The organism is Gemmobacter caeni, assembly GCF_003054195.1.
Taxonomy (GTDB): Bacteria; Pseudomonadota; Alphaproteobacteria; order Rhodobacterales; family Rhodobacteraceae; genus Gemmobacter; species Gemmobacter caeni.
Genome location: NZ_QBKP01000001.1, coordinates 94274 through 111618, shown reverse-complemented (window position 1 = coordinate 111618; position 17345 = coordinate 94274). Strand labels below are relative to the sequence as shown.

Here is a 17345-nt window from a genome sequence, read left to right as displayed (position 1 = left end):
TGCGACCCCCCAGGATATTTGTGGACGGAAAATGAGGGGCCGGGGATGACGATGAAACGGGTGCTGTCTGTGGCGTCGGAATGCGTGCCGCTGGCCAAGACCGGCGGGCTGGCTGATGTGGTGGGGGCGCTGCCGGGGGCGCTGGCCGGGCAGGGATGGGAGATGCGGGTGCTTCTGCCCGCCTATCGCGCCCTGCGCCCGCTTTGTGCCGATTGGCCCGAGGTTTTCGCGCGGGACGATCTGTTCGGCGGGCGTGGCGTGGTGAAGGCGGGCGAGGTCGACGGGATTGCGGTGCTGCTTCTGGACGCGCCGCATCTTTATGACCGCGAAGGCGGCCCCTATAACAGCGGCGGTGCGGACTGGCCGGACAATCCCCAGCGCTTTGCCGCGCTGAGCTGGGTCGCGGCAGAAATCGCGCGGCATGGTTTGGTCGATGGCTGGCGCCCGCAGGTGCTGCATGCGCATGACTGGCAGGCGGGCTTCGCCCCCGCCTATCTTGCCTTCGGTGGCCCGCGCGATGTGGCGACGGTGATGACCATTCACAATATCGCTTTCCAGGGCTGGGCCGAGGCTTCGATGCTGTCCACGCTGCGGCTGCCCGCGCATGAGTTCCACGCCGCCTCGCTGGAGTATTACGGCGGGCTGTCCAGTCTCAAGGCCGGGATGGTGACGGCGGATCGCATCACCACGGTCTCGCCCCGCTATGCAGAGGAGCTGATGCGCCCCGAATTCGGCATGGGGCTGCAAGGCATCGTGGCCGCACGGGCGGCAGAGGTGCAAGGCATCCTGAACGGCGTGGACGAAAGCGTCTGGTCGCCCGAGGCCGAGGCGGTGCCCTATACCGCCACCCGGATCAGGGGCAAGGTCGCGAACCGCGCCGCGCTTTGCACCGAATTCGGGCTGGAGGAGGTGCCGGGGCCGCTGGCCATCGTGGTCAGCCGCCTGACCGACCAGAAGGGGATGGACCTGCTGCCCGAGGTGCTGCCTGAATTCATCGCAGCGGGCGGCGGGCTGGTGATGCTCGGCTCCGGTGACCCGGCGCTGGAATCGGCGATGCTGGATCTGGCAGCGCGCTTCCCCGGCAGGGTCGGCGTGCGGATCGGCTACGACGAGGCGCTGAGCCACCGGATGTTCGCGGGCGGCGATGCGGTGCTGGTGCCCTCGCGGTTTGAACCCTGCGGGCTGACGCAGATGTATGGGCTGCGCTACGGCACCATTCCGGTGGTCGCGGCGGTGGGCGGGCTGGCCGATACGGTGATTACGGCGAATCCGGCGGCGCTGGCGGCGGGAACGGCGACCGGCATCATCTTCCACCCGACCGATGCCACCGCCTTCGCGGGCGCGCTGCGGCAGTTGGCGGCGCTTCATGCCGATGTGAAACTCTGGGCGCAGATCCGCCGCCGCGCCATGGCGCAGCCGGTCGGGTGGGCGGCCTCGGCCGCGGCCTATGCCCGGCTGTATGACGGTATCCTGCGGCCATGATCGCGGCGCATGGCCTTCCCGACCGGCTGGCCGGGCATACGCTGACCCCCGGCCGCCCCTGGCCACTGGGGGCGAGTTTCGACGGTGAGGGGGTGAATTTCGCGCTCTTCTCAGCCCATGCCGAACGGGTGGAGCTGTGCCTGTTTTCTCCCGATGGCCGGCGTGAGCTGTGCCGTATACCGCTGCGCGACCGGGATGGCGACATCTGGCATATCCATATCGGCGGGCTGACCCCGGGCACGCATTACGGCTTTCGCTTGCACGGGCCTTACGCCCCCGAAGGCGGCCATCGCTTCAACCCGAGCAAGCTGCTGCTGGACCCTTATGCGCGGCAGCTTTCGGGGCGGCTGAAATGGTCGGATGCGCTGATGGGTTACAAGGTTGGCAGCCCGCGCGCCGATCTGTCCTTTGACCCTCGCGACAGTGCCTTTGCCGTGCCGAAATCGGTGGTGGTGGACCCGTCATTCAACTGGGGACCGGATCGTGCGCCGCGCCGTCCCTGGCACGAGACAGTGATCTACGAGGCGCATGTGAAGGGGCTGACCGCGCTGCACAAGGGGGTTGAAAAGGCGCTGCGCGGCAGTTTCCTTGGCCTCGCTTCGGATGCGGTGCTGGAGCATCTGGTGAAGCTGGGCATCACCGCCATCGAACTGCTGCCCGTCCATGCCTTTCTGGATGACCGTTTTCTGGTGGCGAAAGGGTTGCGCAATTACTGGGGCTATCAGAGCATCGGCTTCTTCGCGCCCGAACCGCGCTACATGACCAAGGGCGAGGTCTGGGAGTTTCAGACCATGGTGCGCCGCTTCCATGCGGCGGGGATCGAGGTGATCCTCGACGTGGTCTACAACCATTCCGGTGAAGGTGACGAACTGGGGCCGACACTGTCGTTCCGCGGGCTGGACAACCGCAGCTACTACCGCCTGCGCGATGGCGGGCGCTTCTATGTCAATGACACCGGCACCGGCAATACGCTGAACCTGTCGCATCCGATGGTGCTGCGCATGGTGATGGACAGCCTGCGCTACTGGGTCGAGGTCATGCATGTCGATGGCTTCCGCTTCGATCTGGCCTCGGTTCTGGGGCGCGAGCCGCATGGCTTCGATCCGAACGGCGGCTTTTTCGATGCGATCCGGCAAGACCCGGTGCTGGCCCGCGTGAAGCTGATCGCAGAGCCCTGGGATATTGGCCCCGGCGGCTATCAGCTGGGCAATTACCCGCATCCGTTCAGCGAATGGAACGACCGTTTCCGCGATGGCATCCGGCGGCTCTGGCGCGGCGATGCGGGCGTGGTGCCCGATCTGGCGCGGCGGCTTCTGGGCAGTGCCGAGCTGTTTGACAAGGCCGGGCGCACCGCCTGCGCCTCGGTCAATTTCGTGACCGCGCATGACGGTTTCACGCTGGAGGATCTGGTCAGCTTCACCGTCAAGCGCAACTTCGCCAATGGCGAGGACAATCGCGACGGCCATGACGACAACCACTCCTCGAACATGGGGGTGGAGGGGCCAAGCGACGATCCCGCGATCCGCGCCGCGCGGGGCCTGCGCAAGCGCAACCTGCTGGCGACGCTGATGCTGTCGCAGGGGGTGCCCATGCTGCTCGCGGGGGATGAGATCGGCAACAGCCAGCAGGGCAATAACAACGCCTATGCGCAGGATAACGAGATCGGCTGGGTGGATTGGGCGCGGGCGGATGACGGGCTGGCCGACTTCGTGGCGCGGCTGATCGCGCTGCGGCAGGATCATCGCGTGTTGCGACAGCGGCGCTTTCTGCACGGGTTGCCGCGTGCGGTGGATGGGCTGCCCGATGTGATCTGGCGCCGCGCCGATGGCGCCACGCCCCGGCCCGAGGACTGGCACGACCCGGCCTTCCGTTGTCTTTGCGTCGAATTGCGCCGCGCAGCCGAAGGCGACCTGACCGACCGTGAGGCGATTTTCGCCGTGTTCAATACGGGGTCTGCGGTGAAACTGACGCTGCCCGATACCGCGCCGGGCTGGCGGCTGGAACTGGATACCACCCGTCCGGATGCCGGGCGGGAACCCGCCGTGCCGGGGCTTGAGGTTCCGGCGCATTCCGTGCTTGTCTTTTCGGCAGACTTCGATCGAGGATCAGAATGACCGTATTGACCATCGCCACCCAGCCCATCGCCGGGCAGAAGCCGGGCACCTCGGGCCTGCGCAAGAAAACCCCGGTGTTCATGGGGGCACATTATCTTGAAAACTTTGTGCAATCCATTTTCGACGCCATTGGCGGCGCGGCGGGCAAGACCTTTGTTCTGGGCGGTGACGGGCGGTATTTCAACGACCGCGCGGCGCAGACCATCCTGAAGATGGCAGCGGCCAACGGGGCGGCGAAGGTGATCGTCGGTCAGAATGCCGTTCTGTCAACTCCGGCGGCCAGCCATTTGATCCGGCTCAATAAAACCGATGGCGGCATCATTATGTCTGCCAGTCACAACCCCGGCGGACCCGAGGAGGATTTCGGCGTCAAGTTCAACATGGCCAACGGCGGCCCGGCACCCGAGGCGGTGACGGAGGCCATGTTCCGGCGCACGACCGAGATCACCGAATACCGCATCTCCGACGCGGCGGATATCGACCTTGGCCGCATCGGGGCCACCACGATGGATGGCATGGCGGTCGTGGTGGTTGACAGCGTGACCGATTATGCCGCGCTGATGGAAACCCTGTTCGATTTCCCGGCAATCCGGGCGATGTTCGCCGGTGGCTTCCGCATGCGCTTTGATGCGATGTGCGCCGTAACCGGCCCCTATGCCACGGAAATTCTGGAAAACCGCCTTGGTGCGGCCAAGGGCACCGTGACCCATGGCACGCCCTTGCCGGATTTCGGCGGCATGCACCCCGACCCGAACCCGACATGGGCGCACGAGCTGATGGCCGAGATGATGGGAGCCGATGCCCCCGATTTCGGCGCAGCATCCGATGGCGATGGCGACCGCAACATGGTGGTGGGGCGCGGCGTCTATGTCTCGCCCTCGGACAGTCTGGCGGTGCTGGCCGCCAATGCCCATCTGGCGCCCGGCTATGCGCGCGGGCTTGCGGGCGTTGCGCGCTCGATGCCGACCTCGGCCGCCGCCGATCTGGTTGCCGATGCGCTGGGGATCGGCAAATACGAGACCCCGACGGGGTGGAAGTTCTTTGGCAATCTGCTGGATGCGGGCCGCGCCACGCTTTGCGGCGAGGAAAGCTTTGGCACCGGGTCAGACCATGTGCGCGAAAAGGACGGGCTTTGGGCGGTGCTGCTGTGGCTGAACATTCTGGCCGTGCGCCAGCAATCGGTCGCCACGATCATGGCCGAACATTTCGCAAGATTCGGCCGTAACTATTACTCCCGCCACGATTTCGAGGCGATTGCCACCGACAAGGCCGATGCGATGATGGCTGAGTTGCGGGCCAGCCTCGCGGGCCTGAAGGGGCAAAGCGTGGAAGGCATGGAGATCGCGGGTGCCGACGATTTTGCCTATACCGATCCGGTCGATGGCTCGGTCAGCCAGAAGCAGGGCGTGCGTATCCTGTTCACCGATGGTTCGCGCATCGTGATGCGGCTTTCCGGCACCGGGACCGAGGGCGCGACGCTTCGGGTCTATCTGGAACGCTACGCGCCGGGGCCGGAGGGGCTTGACCGTGATCCGCAAGAGGCGCTGGCCCCGGTGATCCGCGCGGCACATGCGCTGGCGAAGATCGCCGCGCATACCGGACGGACCGAACCGGATGTGGTGACCTGAGGTCGGACAGGCCGGAAGTTTGGTTGAAACCACGACTTTCGGCTTGCTTGCCACCCGCCCGCGCCGGGGTAAACTGATCGCAGGAACGGAGGTCTTGCCATGGCGGAACGTGTGGTGAATACGGCGCTGATCATCGACGATCATCCTTTGTTCTGCGACGCGCTGTCGATCACATTGCGCGCCGTGGCAGGGGTGGCGCAGGTCGAAACGGTGGACCGGCTGGAAACGGCGCTGGCGCGGCTGGAACTGTCGCCGATGCCCGATATCGTCGTGCTGGATCTGAACCTGCCGGATGTGACCGGCCTTGACGGGCTGATCCGGCTGAAGGCTGCGGCGGGCTCGGCGCCCGTGCTGGTGGTGTCAAGCCTTGCCGATAACCGGGTCATCGCGGCGGTGTTTCAGGCGGGGGCGGCGGGTTTCGTGCCGAAACACGCAAGGCGCGAGGTATTTCGCGCCGCGTTCGAGGCGGTGCGGGCAGGCGGTATCTATCAGCCCGAAGGTTATGTGCCCCCCGATGACGAGGACGGGCCGGTGACATCGCGCGAACAGGCGCTGGCGCGGCTGGCGCTGCTGACCCGGCAGCAGGCAAAGATCCTCCAACTGATCTGCGAAGGGCGGCTGAACAAGCAGATCGCCTATGATTTGTCGATTGCCGAAACCACGGTGAAGGCGCATGTGACTGCCATCATGCGCAAGCTGGGGGTGCAAAGCCGCACGCAGGCCGTACTGATCGCGGGCGAGGCGAGCTTCAGCGCCATCATGCCGGAAAACGGCTGAGGCGCCGGTGCTGGGGGGGATCGGCGAGGGGCTGGTGGCGACGGCGCAGGTGCCTGCGGAAACGCCCGGCGCCGCTGCGCGTCTGGCGGCAGATCTGGGGGTGGGACCGTTCGCCTGCATCTTCCTGTTCATCTCGCCCGAGGCCGATCTGGCGGCACTGCTGGCCGAAAACGCCTTTGACGCGCCGGTGATCGGCTGCACCACGGCGGGCGAGATTTCGGCGGACGGCTATGCGGAAGGCAGTATCGTGGCCTTCGGGCTTCATGCCGAATACTTCGCCACTGACATCCTGCTGATTCCCGATCTGGCCACTATCGAACGTGACGCGCTGATCGGGCGGCTGATCCGCAGCCGGCACGGGTTGGCGGAACGCGCACCGACCTGGGAACATGAATTTGCCTTTCTCATGGTCGACGGCCTGTCCACCCGCGAAGATGAACTGACCGCCGCGCTGGCCTCGGGCCTTGGGCCGGTGCCGCTGTTTGGCGGATCGGCTGCCGACGGCACGCGCTTCCGCGAGACATTCGTGATCCACGAGGGTCGCGCGCTGCGCAATGCGGCGGTGCTTGCCATGGTGCGGTCACGCTGCCGGGTGAAGGTGTTCAACCTGGATCATCTGGTGCCGACCGAAACCCGCATGGTGGTGACTGAAGCCAATCCGGCGAACCGCACCGTGCGCTGCATCAATGCCGAACCGGCTGCAAGGGAATATGCGCGGCTTTTGGGGAAAGATCCGGGCCAACTGGATACGTTCACCTTCGCCGCCCATCCGGTGGTGGTGCGGATCGGCGGGCGACATCATGTGCGCGCCATCCAGCGCGTCGCGCCTGACGGCGATCTGGTGTTCTTTTCCGCCATCGACGAGGGGCTCGTGCTGACGCTGGCCGAGCCGCAGGACATGGTGACCCACCTTCAGCGCGAGCTGGATGCGCTTGCCATCGGCAGCGCGCCAGCGGCCATTCTGGCCTGCGATTGCATCCTGCGCCGGATGGAGGCGATGGAGAAACAGAAATCCGGTGCATTGTCCGCCATTCTGCGCGATCATCGGGTGGTCGGTTTTTCCACCTATGGCGAGCAGCTCAATTCCATGCATGTGAACCAGACCATGACCGGCGTCGCCATCTACCCGCCGGGGGTCTGAGACGCGATGCCTGACCGGACGCCGCGGGCCGCCAGCCTGCTGAACCCCGCCGATCCGCCGGAACGTCAGCGAGAAAAGCTGATGACCATTGCCGAGGTGCTGATGCGCCGGGTCGAGCAGGTGACCGATGACAGCGGTGCCGCCTATGCCCAGTTCCAGCGTGCGGCCCTGCTGGAAGATCAGGTTCGCGCGCGTACCCGTGATCTGGAACGCGCGCTGGACCTTTTGAACCAGTCGAACGCCCGGCTGGCCGACGCCAATCACGAGGCCGAAGCCGCGCGACGCAACCTCGCCGATGCCATCGAGACGGTGCAGGAAGGCTTTGCCCTGTTCGGCCCCGACGAGGTGCTGGTCATGTGCAACTCGCGCTTCTGCATGCAGATGCTCGACCTGCGTGACCATCTGCGCCCCGGTCTTGCCTTTGACGATTATATCGACCTTGTCAGCCGCTCGCGCTTCATGGCGCTGCCCGCAGGCGAAACGCCGCAGGACTGGGCGGTGCGCCGACGCCGGCGGCATCAGGACCGGCATGTCATCTTCAACGTGCGCCTGATCTGGGACCGCTGGTTGCAGGTGTCCGAGCATCGCACTGCCAATGGCGGCACCGTGATCCTGCAAACCGATGTGACCGATATCATCCGGCTGGAGCGCGAGGAACGCGGCAAGATGCTGGACGATCAGGCCCGCATCATCCGCGCCACGCTGGATCATATCAGCCAGGGGGTCTGCATTTTCGACAGCGCGACCCGGCTGGTGGGCTGGAACGCGCGACTGGGCGATCTGCTGGCGATTCCCGTGACGCGCTTTCGCCCGGGTGTCACCTTCGATACGCTGATGGAACGCTTTGGTGCCGAGGCGAGTTTTGGCGATGGCATGACGGCCGAGGTGCTGCGCTCCTGGGCGTCGGCGAAGCAACGCCAGACGCTGAGCTTCGAGTTGCGGCGCGGGCCGTTCATCCTTCAGGCCGATGCGCAGGAAATGCCGGATGGCGGCTTCGTGCTCAGCTTCACCGACATCACCGCCGAACGCGCGGCGCGGGCGGCGCTGGCTGCGGTGAATGAAACGCTGGAGGCGCGCGTGACCGAACGCACGCTGGAGCTGGCCGATGCGCTGGCCGATGCCGAACGCGCCAATGCCAGCCGCGCGCGTTTCGTCGCGGCGGCCAGCCATGACCTGCTGCAACCCTTGTCGGCGGCCAAGCTGTTCATCGGCTCGATCCCGGCGGAGGAACTGGACCCGGCGGCGGAGGAGGCCGTGACCAAGGCCCAGAACGCGCTGGTGCAGGTAGAAGGCATCCTTGGTGCGCTGCTGGATATTTCCAAGCTGGAAAGTGGCCGTCTGGCGGTGACGCCGCGCGCGCTGACGCTAAACCGGGTGCTTGATCCGCTGCGCGAGGAATTTGCCGCCATCGCCGCCGCCAAGGGGCTGCGGCTGACCGTGATGCCCAGTTCGGCCGTTGTGGTGTCGGACCCGGCCTATCTACGGCGCATCCTGCAAAACCTGATCGGCAACGCTGTGCGCTATACGATGCAGGGCCGGGTTCTGGTGGGCGTGCGGCGGCAGGGCGGGCTGATCCGGCTGGAGGTGCGCGATACCGGCCCCGGCATCGCGGAGGAAGATCAGGACGCCATCTTCCGCGAGTTTCACCGGCTGGATGCCCCGGCCTCTGCCTCTGAAGGCATGGGGCTGGGCCTTGCCATCGTCGAACGCGCCTGCGCGGCGCTTGGCCATCCGCTTGGCCTGCAATCCGAGCCGGGGCGTGGCAGTTGCTTCATGGTGCAGCTTGCCCGTGCCGAACCGGGAGTGGAGGCACTGCCCGCCCCGCCACGCATCGAACCTGCCGCGCGGCCCACGCCGGATCGCATTGTCTTTCTGATCGAGAATGAACCTGACCTGCGCCGTGCCCTTGGCCTGATGCTGGAAAAATGGGGCATGACGGTGCTGGACGCCGCCAATGCCGAAGAGGCCGAGGCGCTGATCGAGGAAATCGGTATCCTGCCCGATGTGTTCATCGTGGACCAGCAGCTTGGCGAGGGTCGCTCGGGCCTTGATTTCCTGCGCGAGATCCGCGCACGGCACCCGCATCTGCCGGTCAGCCTGATCACGGCGGGTCGCGAAACCGGCATCCGCCGCGCCTGCCTCGATCTGGGGGCAGAACTGTTCCTGAAACCACTGGACCCGCGCGCGCTTGAATCCTGGCTTGCCCGACTCCCCACGGGGATGTGAGACTTACGACTATGGTTTGATAGCGGCCTGCGCCGGATTGCTGTTAGCGTAGGTCAGAACGAGGGGGATTTCCATGCAACTCACAGACCAGCGCGACATCAAGGCCGATCCGAAAACGGTATGGGACGCCATTCTGGACCCGGAGATGCTGCGTGCTGCGGTGCCGGGCTGCGAAAGCGTGACCGGCAGCGTCGCGGATGGCTATGAGGCCGTGGTGGTGCAGAAGGTCGGCCCGGTGAAGGCGAAGTTCACGGGCGTCGTGACCATTTCTGACATTGTGGAAGGCGAAAGCCTGACCATCACGGGCGAGGGCAAGGGCGGTGCTGCGGGCTTTGCCAAGGGCGGCGCGAGGGTCCGGTTCGAGCCGATCCCCGAGGGCACGCGCCTGAGCTATGAGGTCGAGGCCAATGTCGGTGGCAAGCTGGCGCAGCTTGGCAGCCGCATCATCGACGGCTTTGCCAAGAAGATGGCCGATGAATTCTTCGAGCGGTTCCAGCAGGCCGTCGAGGGCCCGGCAGAACCCGAGGCCGAAGACGCCGCCGACGAGGCCGCGCCGGAACAGAAAAAGGGCTGGTTCAAGAAGCTGATCAGCTGAGAACCGCAACCCAGCACGCAATAAAGCCAGGGAGGAAGAAATGGCGAAAGTCTCGATGACGGTGAACGGCAAGTCCGTTTCCGGCGAGGTGGAAGGGCGCACGCTCCTTTCCACCTTTTTGCGCGAGGGGCTGGGGATGACCGGCACCCATGTCGGCTGCGATACCTCGCAATGCGGTGCCTGTGTCGTGCATATCGACGGCAAGGCGGTGAAAAGCTGCACCACTTTCGCGCAGGACGTGGCGGGCGCCGAAGTCAGGACCATCGAGGGCATGGCGAATGCCGACGGATCGCTGTCGACGATCCAGCAGGCGTTTCAGGATCACCACGGCCTGCAATGCGGCTTCTGCACCCCTGGCATGGTTATGAGCGCGGCGGCCCTGCTGGCCGACAACCCCAAACCGACCGAAGCCGAGGTGCGGCACCATCTGGAAGGCAATATCTGCCGCTGCACGGGCTACCACAACATCGTCAAGGCGGTGCTGGCGGCCTCGGGGCAGGATGTCGGGCAGATTGCAGCGGAATAAGCTTCAGGAACAGGGATTTGCGGTGCGTTTCTGACGTATCGCTATAAGGGAGGTATTCATGCCGAAAGACGGTGGCATCGGCGCCAGCACCAAGCGGCGCGAGGATGTGCGGTTCCTGACCGGAAAGGGCCGCTATACGGACGACATCAATATCCGCGGCCAGGCTCATGCCTGGTTTGTGCGCTCGGATGTGGCGCATGGCATGCTGAACAAGGTGGATGTGGCGGCAGCCGAGGCGATGCCCGGTGTGCTGAAGGTGTTCACCGCCGCCGATTTCGCGGGCGTGGGCGGCATTCCCTGTGGCTGGCAGGTGACCGACCGTTTCGGCAAGCCGATGCTGGAGCCCAAGCACCCGGTTCTGGCCGAGGGCAAGGTGCGCCATGTCGGCGATCCGATCGCCGTTGTGGTGGCCGAAACGCTGGAACAGGCGCGCGACGCGGCAGAGGCGGTTGAGGTGGATATCACCCAACTGACCCCGGTGCTGGACATGAAGGCTGCGATTGCGGCCGATGCGCCGAAGGTACATGAGGAGATCGGCTCAAATCTCTGTTATGACTGGGGTTTTGTCGAGGAGAACAAGGCTGCGGTGGAAGAGGCGTTCAAGAACGCGGCCCATGTCACGACGCTGGAACTGGTGAACAACCGTCTGGTCGCCAACCCGATGGAACCGCGCGTCGCCGTCGGCGATTTCGACAGCGCCGGTGGCATGCACACTCTTTATACCACATCGCAGAACCCGCATGTGATCCGTCTGCTGATGGGCGCTTTCGTGCTGGGTATCCCTGAACACAAACTGCGTGTGGTGGCGCCGGATGTCGGCGGCGGTTTCGGGTCCAAGATCTATCACTATGCCGAAGAGGCTATCGTTACTTATGCCGCCAAGACCTTGAACCGGCCGGTGAAATGGACATCGACCCGCTCGGAGGCCTTCATTTCCGACGCGCAGGGGCGTGACCATGTGACCAAGATCGAACTGGCGCTGGACAAGGACAACAACTTTACCGCGCTGCGGACGGAAACCTACGCGAATATGGGGGCTTACCTCTCGACCTTCGCACCGTCGATCCCGACCTGGCTGCACGGCACGCTGATGGCGGGCAACTATCGGACGCCGCTGATCTATGTGAACGTGAAGGCGGTGTTCACCAATACCGTGCCGGTCGACGCCTATCGCGGCGCGGGTCGCCCCGAGGCGACCTTCCAGCTGGAACGCCTGGTCGACAAGGCCGCGCGTGAGCTGGGTGTCAGCCCGGTAGAGCTGCGCCGCCAGAACTTCATCAAGCCCGACCAGTTCCCCTATCAGACCCCGGTCGCCGTGGTCTACGATACTGGCAACTATCACGCCACGATGGATAAGCTGCTGGAAATCTCGGATTACGCGGGCTTCGAGGCACGCGCAGCCGAGGCGAAGGCGCGGGGCAAATGGCGCGGCTTTGGCGTGGCGCATTATATCGAAGCCTGCGGTATCGCACCCTCGAACCTCGTGGGGCAGCTTGGCGCCCGTGCGGGGCTTTATGAAAGCGCCACGGTCCGGGTGAATGCCACCGGCTCGCTGTCGGTCTTTACCGGCTCACACAGCCACGGTCAGGGGCACGAGACCAGCTTCGCACAGGTGGTGGCCGAGATGATCGGCATTGACGCAGGCCAGATCGAGATCGTGCATGGCGATACCTCGAACACGCCGATGGGCATGGGCACCTACGGGTCGCGCAGCCTTGCGGTCGGCGGGTCGGCTATCGTCAAGGCGACGAACAAGATCATCAATAAAGCCAAGAAGATCGCGGCGCATCTTCTGGAAGCGTCTGAAGCGGATATCGAGCTGAAGGACGGCAAGTTCTCGGTCGCGGGCACCGACAAGTCGGTGGATTGGTCGGGGGTGACGCTGGCCGCCTATGTGCCGCATAACTACCCGCTGGAAAGCATGGAGCCGGGGCTGGAGGAAACCGCCTTCTACGACCCGTCCAACTTCACCTATCCGTCGGGCGGCTATGGTTGCGAGGTCGAGGTCGATCCCGAAACCGGCAAGGTGGAGATCGTGGCCTTCAGCGCGGCAGACGATTTCGGCAATATCGTCAATCCGATGATCGTTGAAGGTCAGGTGCAGGGCGGGCTGGCGCAGGGCATCGGTCAGGCCCTGATGGAGAACTGCGTTTTCGATGAAAACGGCCAGCTTCTGTCGGGGTCGTTCATGGATTACGCCATGCCGCGCGCCGAGGATGTGCCGTTCTTCAAGGTGGATCACAGCTGCGTCACGCCCTGCACCCACAACCCGCTGGGGGTGAAGGGCTGCGGCGAGGCCGGGGCCATCGGCTCGCCCCCCGCCGTGGTCAATGCGGTGATCGACGCCTTCCATCGTGCCGGTCGCACCGACATCACCCATATCGACATGCCCGTTTCGCCCGCCCGTGTCTGGTCGGCGCTGAACGGCTGAGGAGGTCAGGATGTACAACTTCGAATTCGTCAAACCCTCCAGCATCGCAGAGGCGGTGAAGGCACTGGCCGAGGAGGGTGCCCAACCGCTCTCCGGTGGTCAGACCCTGATCCCGACGCTGAAACAGCGCCTGAATCAGCCCGACATGCTGGTCAGCCTGACCGGCATTGCTGAGATGAAGGGCGTCAAGGCGGAAGGCGGTGCGCTGGTGATCGGCGGGGCCACGCCGCATGCGGTGGTGGCGGCCGAGGCGGCGGCGCAGTATCCGGCACTCGCGGCGCTGGCCGGGAACATCGGTGACCCGGCGGTGCGTAACCGGGGCACCATTGGTGGCAGCCTTGCCAACAATGATCCGTCGGCCTGCTATCCGTCGGCGGCGCTGGCCTCGGGGGCAACCATTGTCACCGACCGGCGCGAGATTGCGGCGGACGATTACTTTCAGGGCATGTTCGCTACCGCGCTGGAAGAGGGTGAGATCATCACCGCCGTGCGTCTGCCGATCCCGCAGAAGGCGGCCTATGTGAAGTTCAACCAGCCGGCCTCGCGCTTTGCCCTCACGGGCGTGTTTGTCGCCAAATACGCCGATGGCGTGCGGGTGGCGATCACCGGGGCGTCGAATGACGGCGTGTTCCGCTGGACCGAGGCGGAAGAGGCGCTGAGCGCGAATTTCGCGCCCGAGGCGCTGGAGGGGCTGAGCCTGTCGGGCGACAACATGATCAGCGACCTGCATGGCACCGGCGCCTATCGCGCGCATCTGTGCAAGGTGCTGACCAAGCGCGCCGTCGCTGCGGCCTGATCTTCATAACGAAAACAAGAAAAGCCCGCCAACCGGCGGGCTTTTCTGCATTTTCAGAGGTTATCGAGGTAGACGGCGCATCCGGTCAGTGCGGCATAATCATCCTCGATCACCGAAACGGTGAAATTGGCCATGAAGCCCGCGAAACGCCCCTTGTCGCGGAAGGCTTCGGTGAAACCGAACCGCTCCAGATAGGGCTGGAAGGCACGGGCGACACCGCCGATCAGGAAAATGCCGCCGAAGGGCAGATGCACCAGTGCCAGATTGCCGATCTCGGCCCCCAGCAGGCGAACGTAAAGGCGCCCGGCAGCCTCGGCCTCCGGGTCACCTTCGGCGAGGGCCCCCATGATTTCGGCAGCGGATTTTTCGCCCGGATGACCGGCTTCGCTGCGCACGAAGGCGTAAAGCCGCTCCAGCCCGCGACCGGCCAGCACATCCTCCACCCCCGGAAAGCCGTGAGCGGTTTCCACGAAACGGGCGAGCCGCAGATCGGCCTCGGTGCGAATGGGCATGTTGATATGGCCGCATTCTGAGGCGGCGACGATGCGCACCCCGCGCGCGTCATGCACCGGCGCTGCGTTGAAGCCGGTGCCTGCACCGACCACCAGTTTCGCATCCTCTGACTGCACCGGGCCGTCGATGATGCGGGCCAGCTTGTCCTCGGCGATATGGCCAAGGGCATGGCCCTGCGCCTGAAGATCGTTCAGGATCGCGACGCGTTCCGCGCCGGTGGCACGCGTCAGCGCCGCGCCGTCTATGGTCCAGCTCAGGTTGGTCATCGTCGCGATGCCATGCTGCACCGGACCTGCCGCCGCGATGCAGGTGCCTGCGCAATCTTTCACGCCCGCATCATCCAGATAGCGACGCAGGATGGTTTCCAGCCCCGGAAACTCGGCGTTGCGGAAGCGGCGGATGCTGTCAGGCCGGATGGTCTTGCCATCCGCAAGGGCCACGCGGGTATTGGTGCCACCGATGTCGGCTACCAGCGAGAAGGGGTCACTCATGCTTTCCTCCGTTGCATAAGCGGATGCCGGGCCAGAGCAACCGTAGGGGCATCAGTTGTGTGCCAATGCCTGTGCGAGCGCGTGATAAGATGCTTTCGGGGTCCTTGCCAAGGTCTCGAAATCAACATGCACGAGGCCGAAACGCTTTTCATAGCCTTCGGCCCATTCGTAATTGTCCAGCATCGACCAGTAGAAGAACCCCTGCACATTGGCTCCCGCCGCGATGGCGCGTTGTGTGGCGTGCAGATGGGCCGCGACGAAAGCCGTGCGGGTGGAATCGTCCAGCGGCTCGGCCAGTGCCATGCCGTTTTCGGTGACATAGACCGGCAGGTTGCCGACGTGATCGCGGGCGAGGCGGGTCAGGAAATGTTCCAGCCCCTCGGGGTGGATTTCCCATCCCATCTGGGTTTTCGGCAGCGGGCCTTCCACCTCGCGCGTGGCGGGCCAGGGGCCGGGGGCGGCGGCATGGATGTGGCGGGTGTAGTAGTTGACGCCCAGCCAGTCGAGCGGCTGACGGATCACCGCCATATCGTTCTGCCAGCCCTGCGGCAGATGCGGCGCCAGTCCCTCAAGCGCCTCGGCCGGGTAAGCGCCTTTCGTGATCGCCTCGATGAACCAGCGATTGAAGATCGCGTCCTGACGGGCAGCGGCGTCAAGGTCGGCGGGGGCTTCGCTGGCAGGCACCGCACGGTCAAAGTTCAGCACGATTCCCAGATCGCGCTGTCCCAGCCCGCGCAGCCGCTCCATCGCCATGCCATGTGCCAGCAGGATGTGGTGCATGGCGCGGGCGGCGGCGCGGATGTCGCGCAGGCCCGGCGCATGGGCTCCGAGGAAATGCGACAGCCATGCCACGCACCACGGTTCATTGATCGTGGCGGTGGTAGCGACGCGGTCGCCAATTCGGCGGGCCATCACCTCGGCGAAATCGGCGAAACGCGCGCAGGTGTCGCGGTTGCGCCAGCCACCCAGATCGGCCAGCGCAGCGGGCAGATCCCAGTGATAGAGCGTCAGGAACGGTTTGAGCCCGCGCGCCAGCATGCCATCGACAAGCCGGTCATAGAAATCCAGACCCTCGGGGTTTACCGTCACGCCATCCGGCATCACCCGCGACCAGTTGGTCGAAAAGCGCCAGGCATCCATGTGGGCGCGGGCGGCAAGGTCCAGATCCTCGGGCCAGCGGTGGTAATGGTCGCAGGCGGTGGCGCCATCCTCGGCCCGCACCACATTGCCAGGGGTGGCGGCGAAAGTCTCCCAGTGCGAGGGGCCACAGCCGCCGAAGCGCGTGCCCTCCACCTGATAAGCGGCGGTGGCGGCACCGAACACGAAGCCTGGCGGGAAGGTGGCGCGCGGCGGGATCGGATCAGCCACGATGCGGGCCTGTGGATTGACCGATGATCAACTCTGCCTCCATCAGCAACTCGCGCGGCGCCCCCGCCTCACCCCGGATCAGCCCGATCAGCATGGCCGCCGCCTGCCGCCCGGCCTCGCGCACGGAAGACCGGGTGGCAGTGAAGATTGGCAGGTCGTCACCGTTGCGCAGATAGCTCAGCTCGTCATCGTGAACGATGACGGAAACATCCCGGCCCATTTGCAGACCGCGCTCTTCAATCGCGCGGCGGATGCCAAGGCCCATGATGATGGACGAAACCAGAAAGGCCGTGGGCGGGTTGGGGCCGGACAGCAGCGCCGCCCCGAGCCGGTGACCGCTGGTTTCCGTCATTTCCTCGCTGGCCATGATCGCGGGATCAACAGGAATGCCGCGTGCAGCCAGCGCAGCCTCATATCCGGCCCGGCGACGTAGCGCGAAATCCATGAATTCCAGCCCGTTCATCAGTGCGATCCTGCGATGGCCGAGATCCAGCAGGAATTCGGTGGCCCGCTGGAAGGCGCGCCGGTTGTTCACATCAACCCAGGGGTAGGGGCGCGGGCTGTCGGTGGCGCGGCCATGGACGACAAAGGGGATGCCAAGGTCGTGCAGCAGCGGAATGCGCTCATCGCGCATCCGTGGCGAATGCACGATCACCCCGTCGACCGTCCCCCGAGATTTGAGTTCGCGATACGCGCGTTCCTCATCATCGTCCGAAACGACGGACAGCAGCAGATCATAGCCGTTGCGGGAATAGACTTCACCCGCACCGGCGATGAAATCGGCGAAGACCGGGTTGACGATCTCGTGCCGTGTCGCCAGCGGAATGACATGGCCCACGGCCATGGCGCGCCCTGTCGCCAGCCGGATGGCGCGGGTATTCGGCTGATAGTTGTATTTTTTGGCTGCGGCAGCTACTCTTTCGCGAGTGGCCTCGTTCACTTCGGGATAGCCGTTCAGGGCCCGGCTCACCGTTGTGGGTGACAGGTCGAGTTTGCGGGCCAGCTCCTTGAGATTCATGTGCGTGCAGCCAAAGCGTTTCAAATTCGCCGGGATGTTAGCCGTCCGGGGCGGGGGCGTCAAAGCCCAAATCATCTGTTTTTCCGCCGTGATCTCAAGGGTTGCGTGCGACTTTTGTCGAAGATTCGTTGACAGCCGGGCCGGGGATGTCTTAGCTGTGCCAATCCAAAGCGGTTTGAAATGTGATTCCGCGACGGGGACGGTGCCGGAATGAAGCACCGATGGAGGAGGAACGGGAG

13 protein-coding genes are annotated in these 17345 nt (G+C 64.9%); 10 read left to right on the top strand and 3 right to left on the bottom strand.

The annotated features are described in order from the left end of the window. Nucleotides 1–51: 51 nt before the first annotated feature. The 10 genes from glgA (at nucleotide 52) to C8N34_RS00470 (ending at nucleotide 13716) form a co-directional block, all read left to right on the top strand. The gene (gene glgA, locus C8N34_RS00515) at nucleotides 52–1482 is read left to right on the top strand and encodes a glycogen synthase GlgA (RefSeq protein WP_108127393.1); all 1431 of its coding nucleotides are present in this window, start codon (nucleotides 52–54) and stop codon (nucleotides 1480–1482) included. Continuing rightward, the gene (gene glgX, locus C8N34_RS00510; protein WP_108126834.1) at nucleotides 1479–3596 is read left to right on the top strand and encodes a glycogen debranching protein GlgX; all 2118 of its coding nucleotides are present in this window, start codon (nucleotides 1479–1481) and stop codon (nucleotides 3594–3596) included. Before glgA ends, glgX begins: the two co-directional genes overlap by 4 nt. Next, a complete protein-coding gene (locus C8N34_RS00505; protein WP_108126832.1) occupies nucleotides 3593–5224 on the top strand; it encodes an alpha-D-glucose phosphate-specific phosphoglucomutase in 1632 nt (543 codons plus the stop codon). The genes glgX and C8N34_RS00505 overlap by 4 nt, the downstream gene beginning before the upstream one ends. Before the next feature lie 99 nt (nucleotides 5225–5323). Then, complete coding sequence (locus C8N34_RS00500; RefSeq protein WP_054303513.1) at nucleotides 5324–6001, top strand: response regulator transcription factor; 678 nt, start codon at nucleotides 5324–5326, stop codon at nucleotides 5999–6001. Nucleotides 6002–6008: 7 nt separating this feature from the next. After that, on the top strand, nucleotides 6009–7142 hold the full coding sequence (locus tag C8N34_RS00495; protein ID WP_054303514.1) for an FIST N-terminal domain-containing protein: 1134 nt from the start codon (nucleotides 6009–6011) through the stop codon (nucleotides 7140–7142). Nucleotides 7143–7148: 6 nt separating this feature from the next. Beyond that, on the top strand, nucleotides 7149–9368 hold the full coding sequence (locus C8N34_RS00490; protein ID WP_054303515.1) for a hybrid sensor histidine kinase/response regulator: 2220 nt from the start codon (nucleotides 7149–7151) through the stop codon (nucleotides 9366–9368). Nucleotides 9369–9441: 73 nt separating this feature from the next. Then, nucleotides 9442–9963 (top strand): SRPBCC family protein, encoded by a 522-nt coding sequence (locus C8N34_RS00485; RefSeq protein ID WP_108126830.1) that lies wholly within the window; start codon nucleotides 9442–9444, stop codon nucleotides 9961–9963. Between the two features lie 40 nt (nucleotides 9964–10003). Beyond that, nucleotides 10004–10489 (top strand): (2Fe-2S)-binding protein, encoded by a 486-nt coding sequence (locus tag C8N34_RS00480; RefSeq protein ID WP_054303517.1) that lies wholly within the window; start codon nucleotides 10004–10006, stop codon nucleotides 10487–10489. A 58-nt stretch (nucleotides 10490–10547) separates the two neighbouring features. Beyond that, a complete protein-coding gene (locus C8N34_RS00475) occupies nucleotides 10548–12920 on the top strand; it encodes a xanthine dehydrogenase family protein molybdopterin-binding subunit (RefSeq protein WP_108126828.1) in 2373 nt (790 codons plus the stop codon). Between the two features lie 10 nt (nucleotides 12921–12930). Next, on the top strand, nucleotides 12931–13716 hold the full coding sequence (locus tag C8N34_RS00470; RefSeq protein ID WP_108126826.1) for an FAD binding domain-containing protein: 786 nt from the start codon (nucleotides 12931–12933) through the stop codon (nucleotides 13714–13716). 53 nt (nucleotides 13717–13769) lie between these two features. Here C8N34_RS00470 and C8N34_RS00465 read toward each other — a convergent pair whose 3' ends face one another. From C8N34_RS00465 to C8N34_RS00455, 3 genes are read right to left on the bottom strand one after another with little or no spacing between them, the layout of a single operon-like run. Beyond that, a complete protein-coding gene (locus tag C8N34_RS00465; protein WP_054303520.1) occupies nucleotides 13770–14720 on the bottom strand; it encodes a glucokinase in 951 nt (316 codons plus the stop codon). A 51-nt stretch (nucleotides 14721–14771) separates the two neighbouring features. Then, complete coding sequence (locus C8N34_RS00460; protein ID WP_242013743.1) at nucleotides 14772–16088, bottom strand: GH1 family beta-glucosidase; 1317 nt, start codon at nucleotides 16086–16088, stop codon at nucleotides 14772–14774. Next, the gene (locus C8N34_RS00455) at nucleotides 16081–17106 is read right to left on the bottom strand and encodes a LacI family DNA-binding transcriptional regulator (protein ID WP_054303710.1); all 1026 of its coding nucleotides are present in this window, start codon (nucleotides 17104–17106) and stop codon (nucleotides 16081–16083) included. Before C8N34_RS00455 ends, C8N34_RS00460 begins: the two co-directional genes overlap by 8 nt. Nucleotides 17107–17345 lie beyond the last annotated feature (239 nt).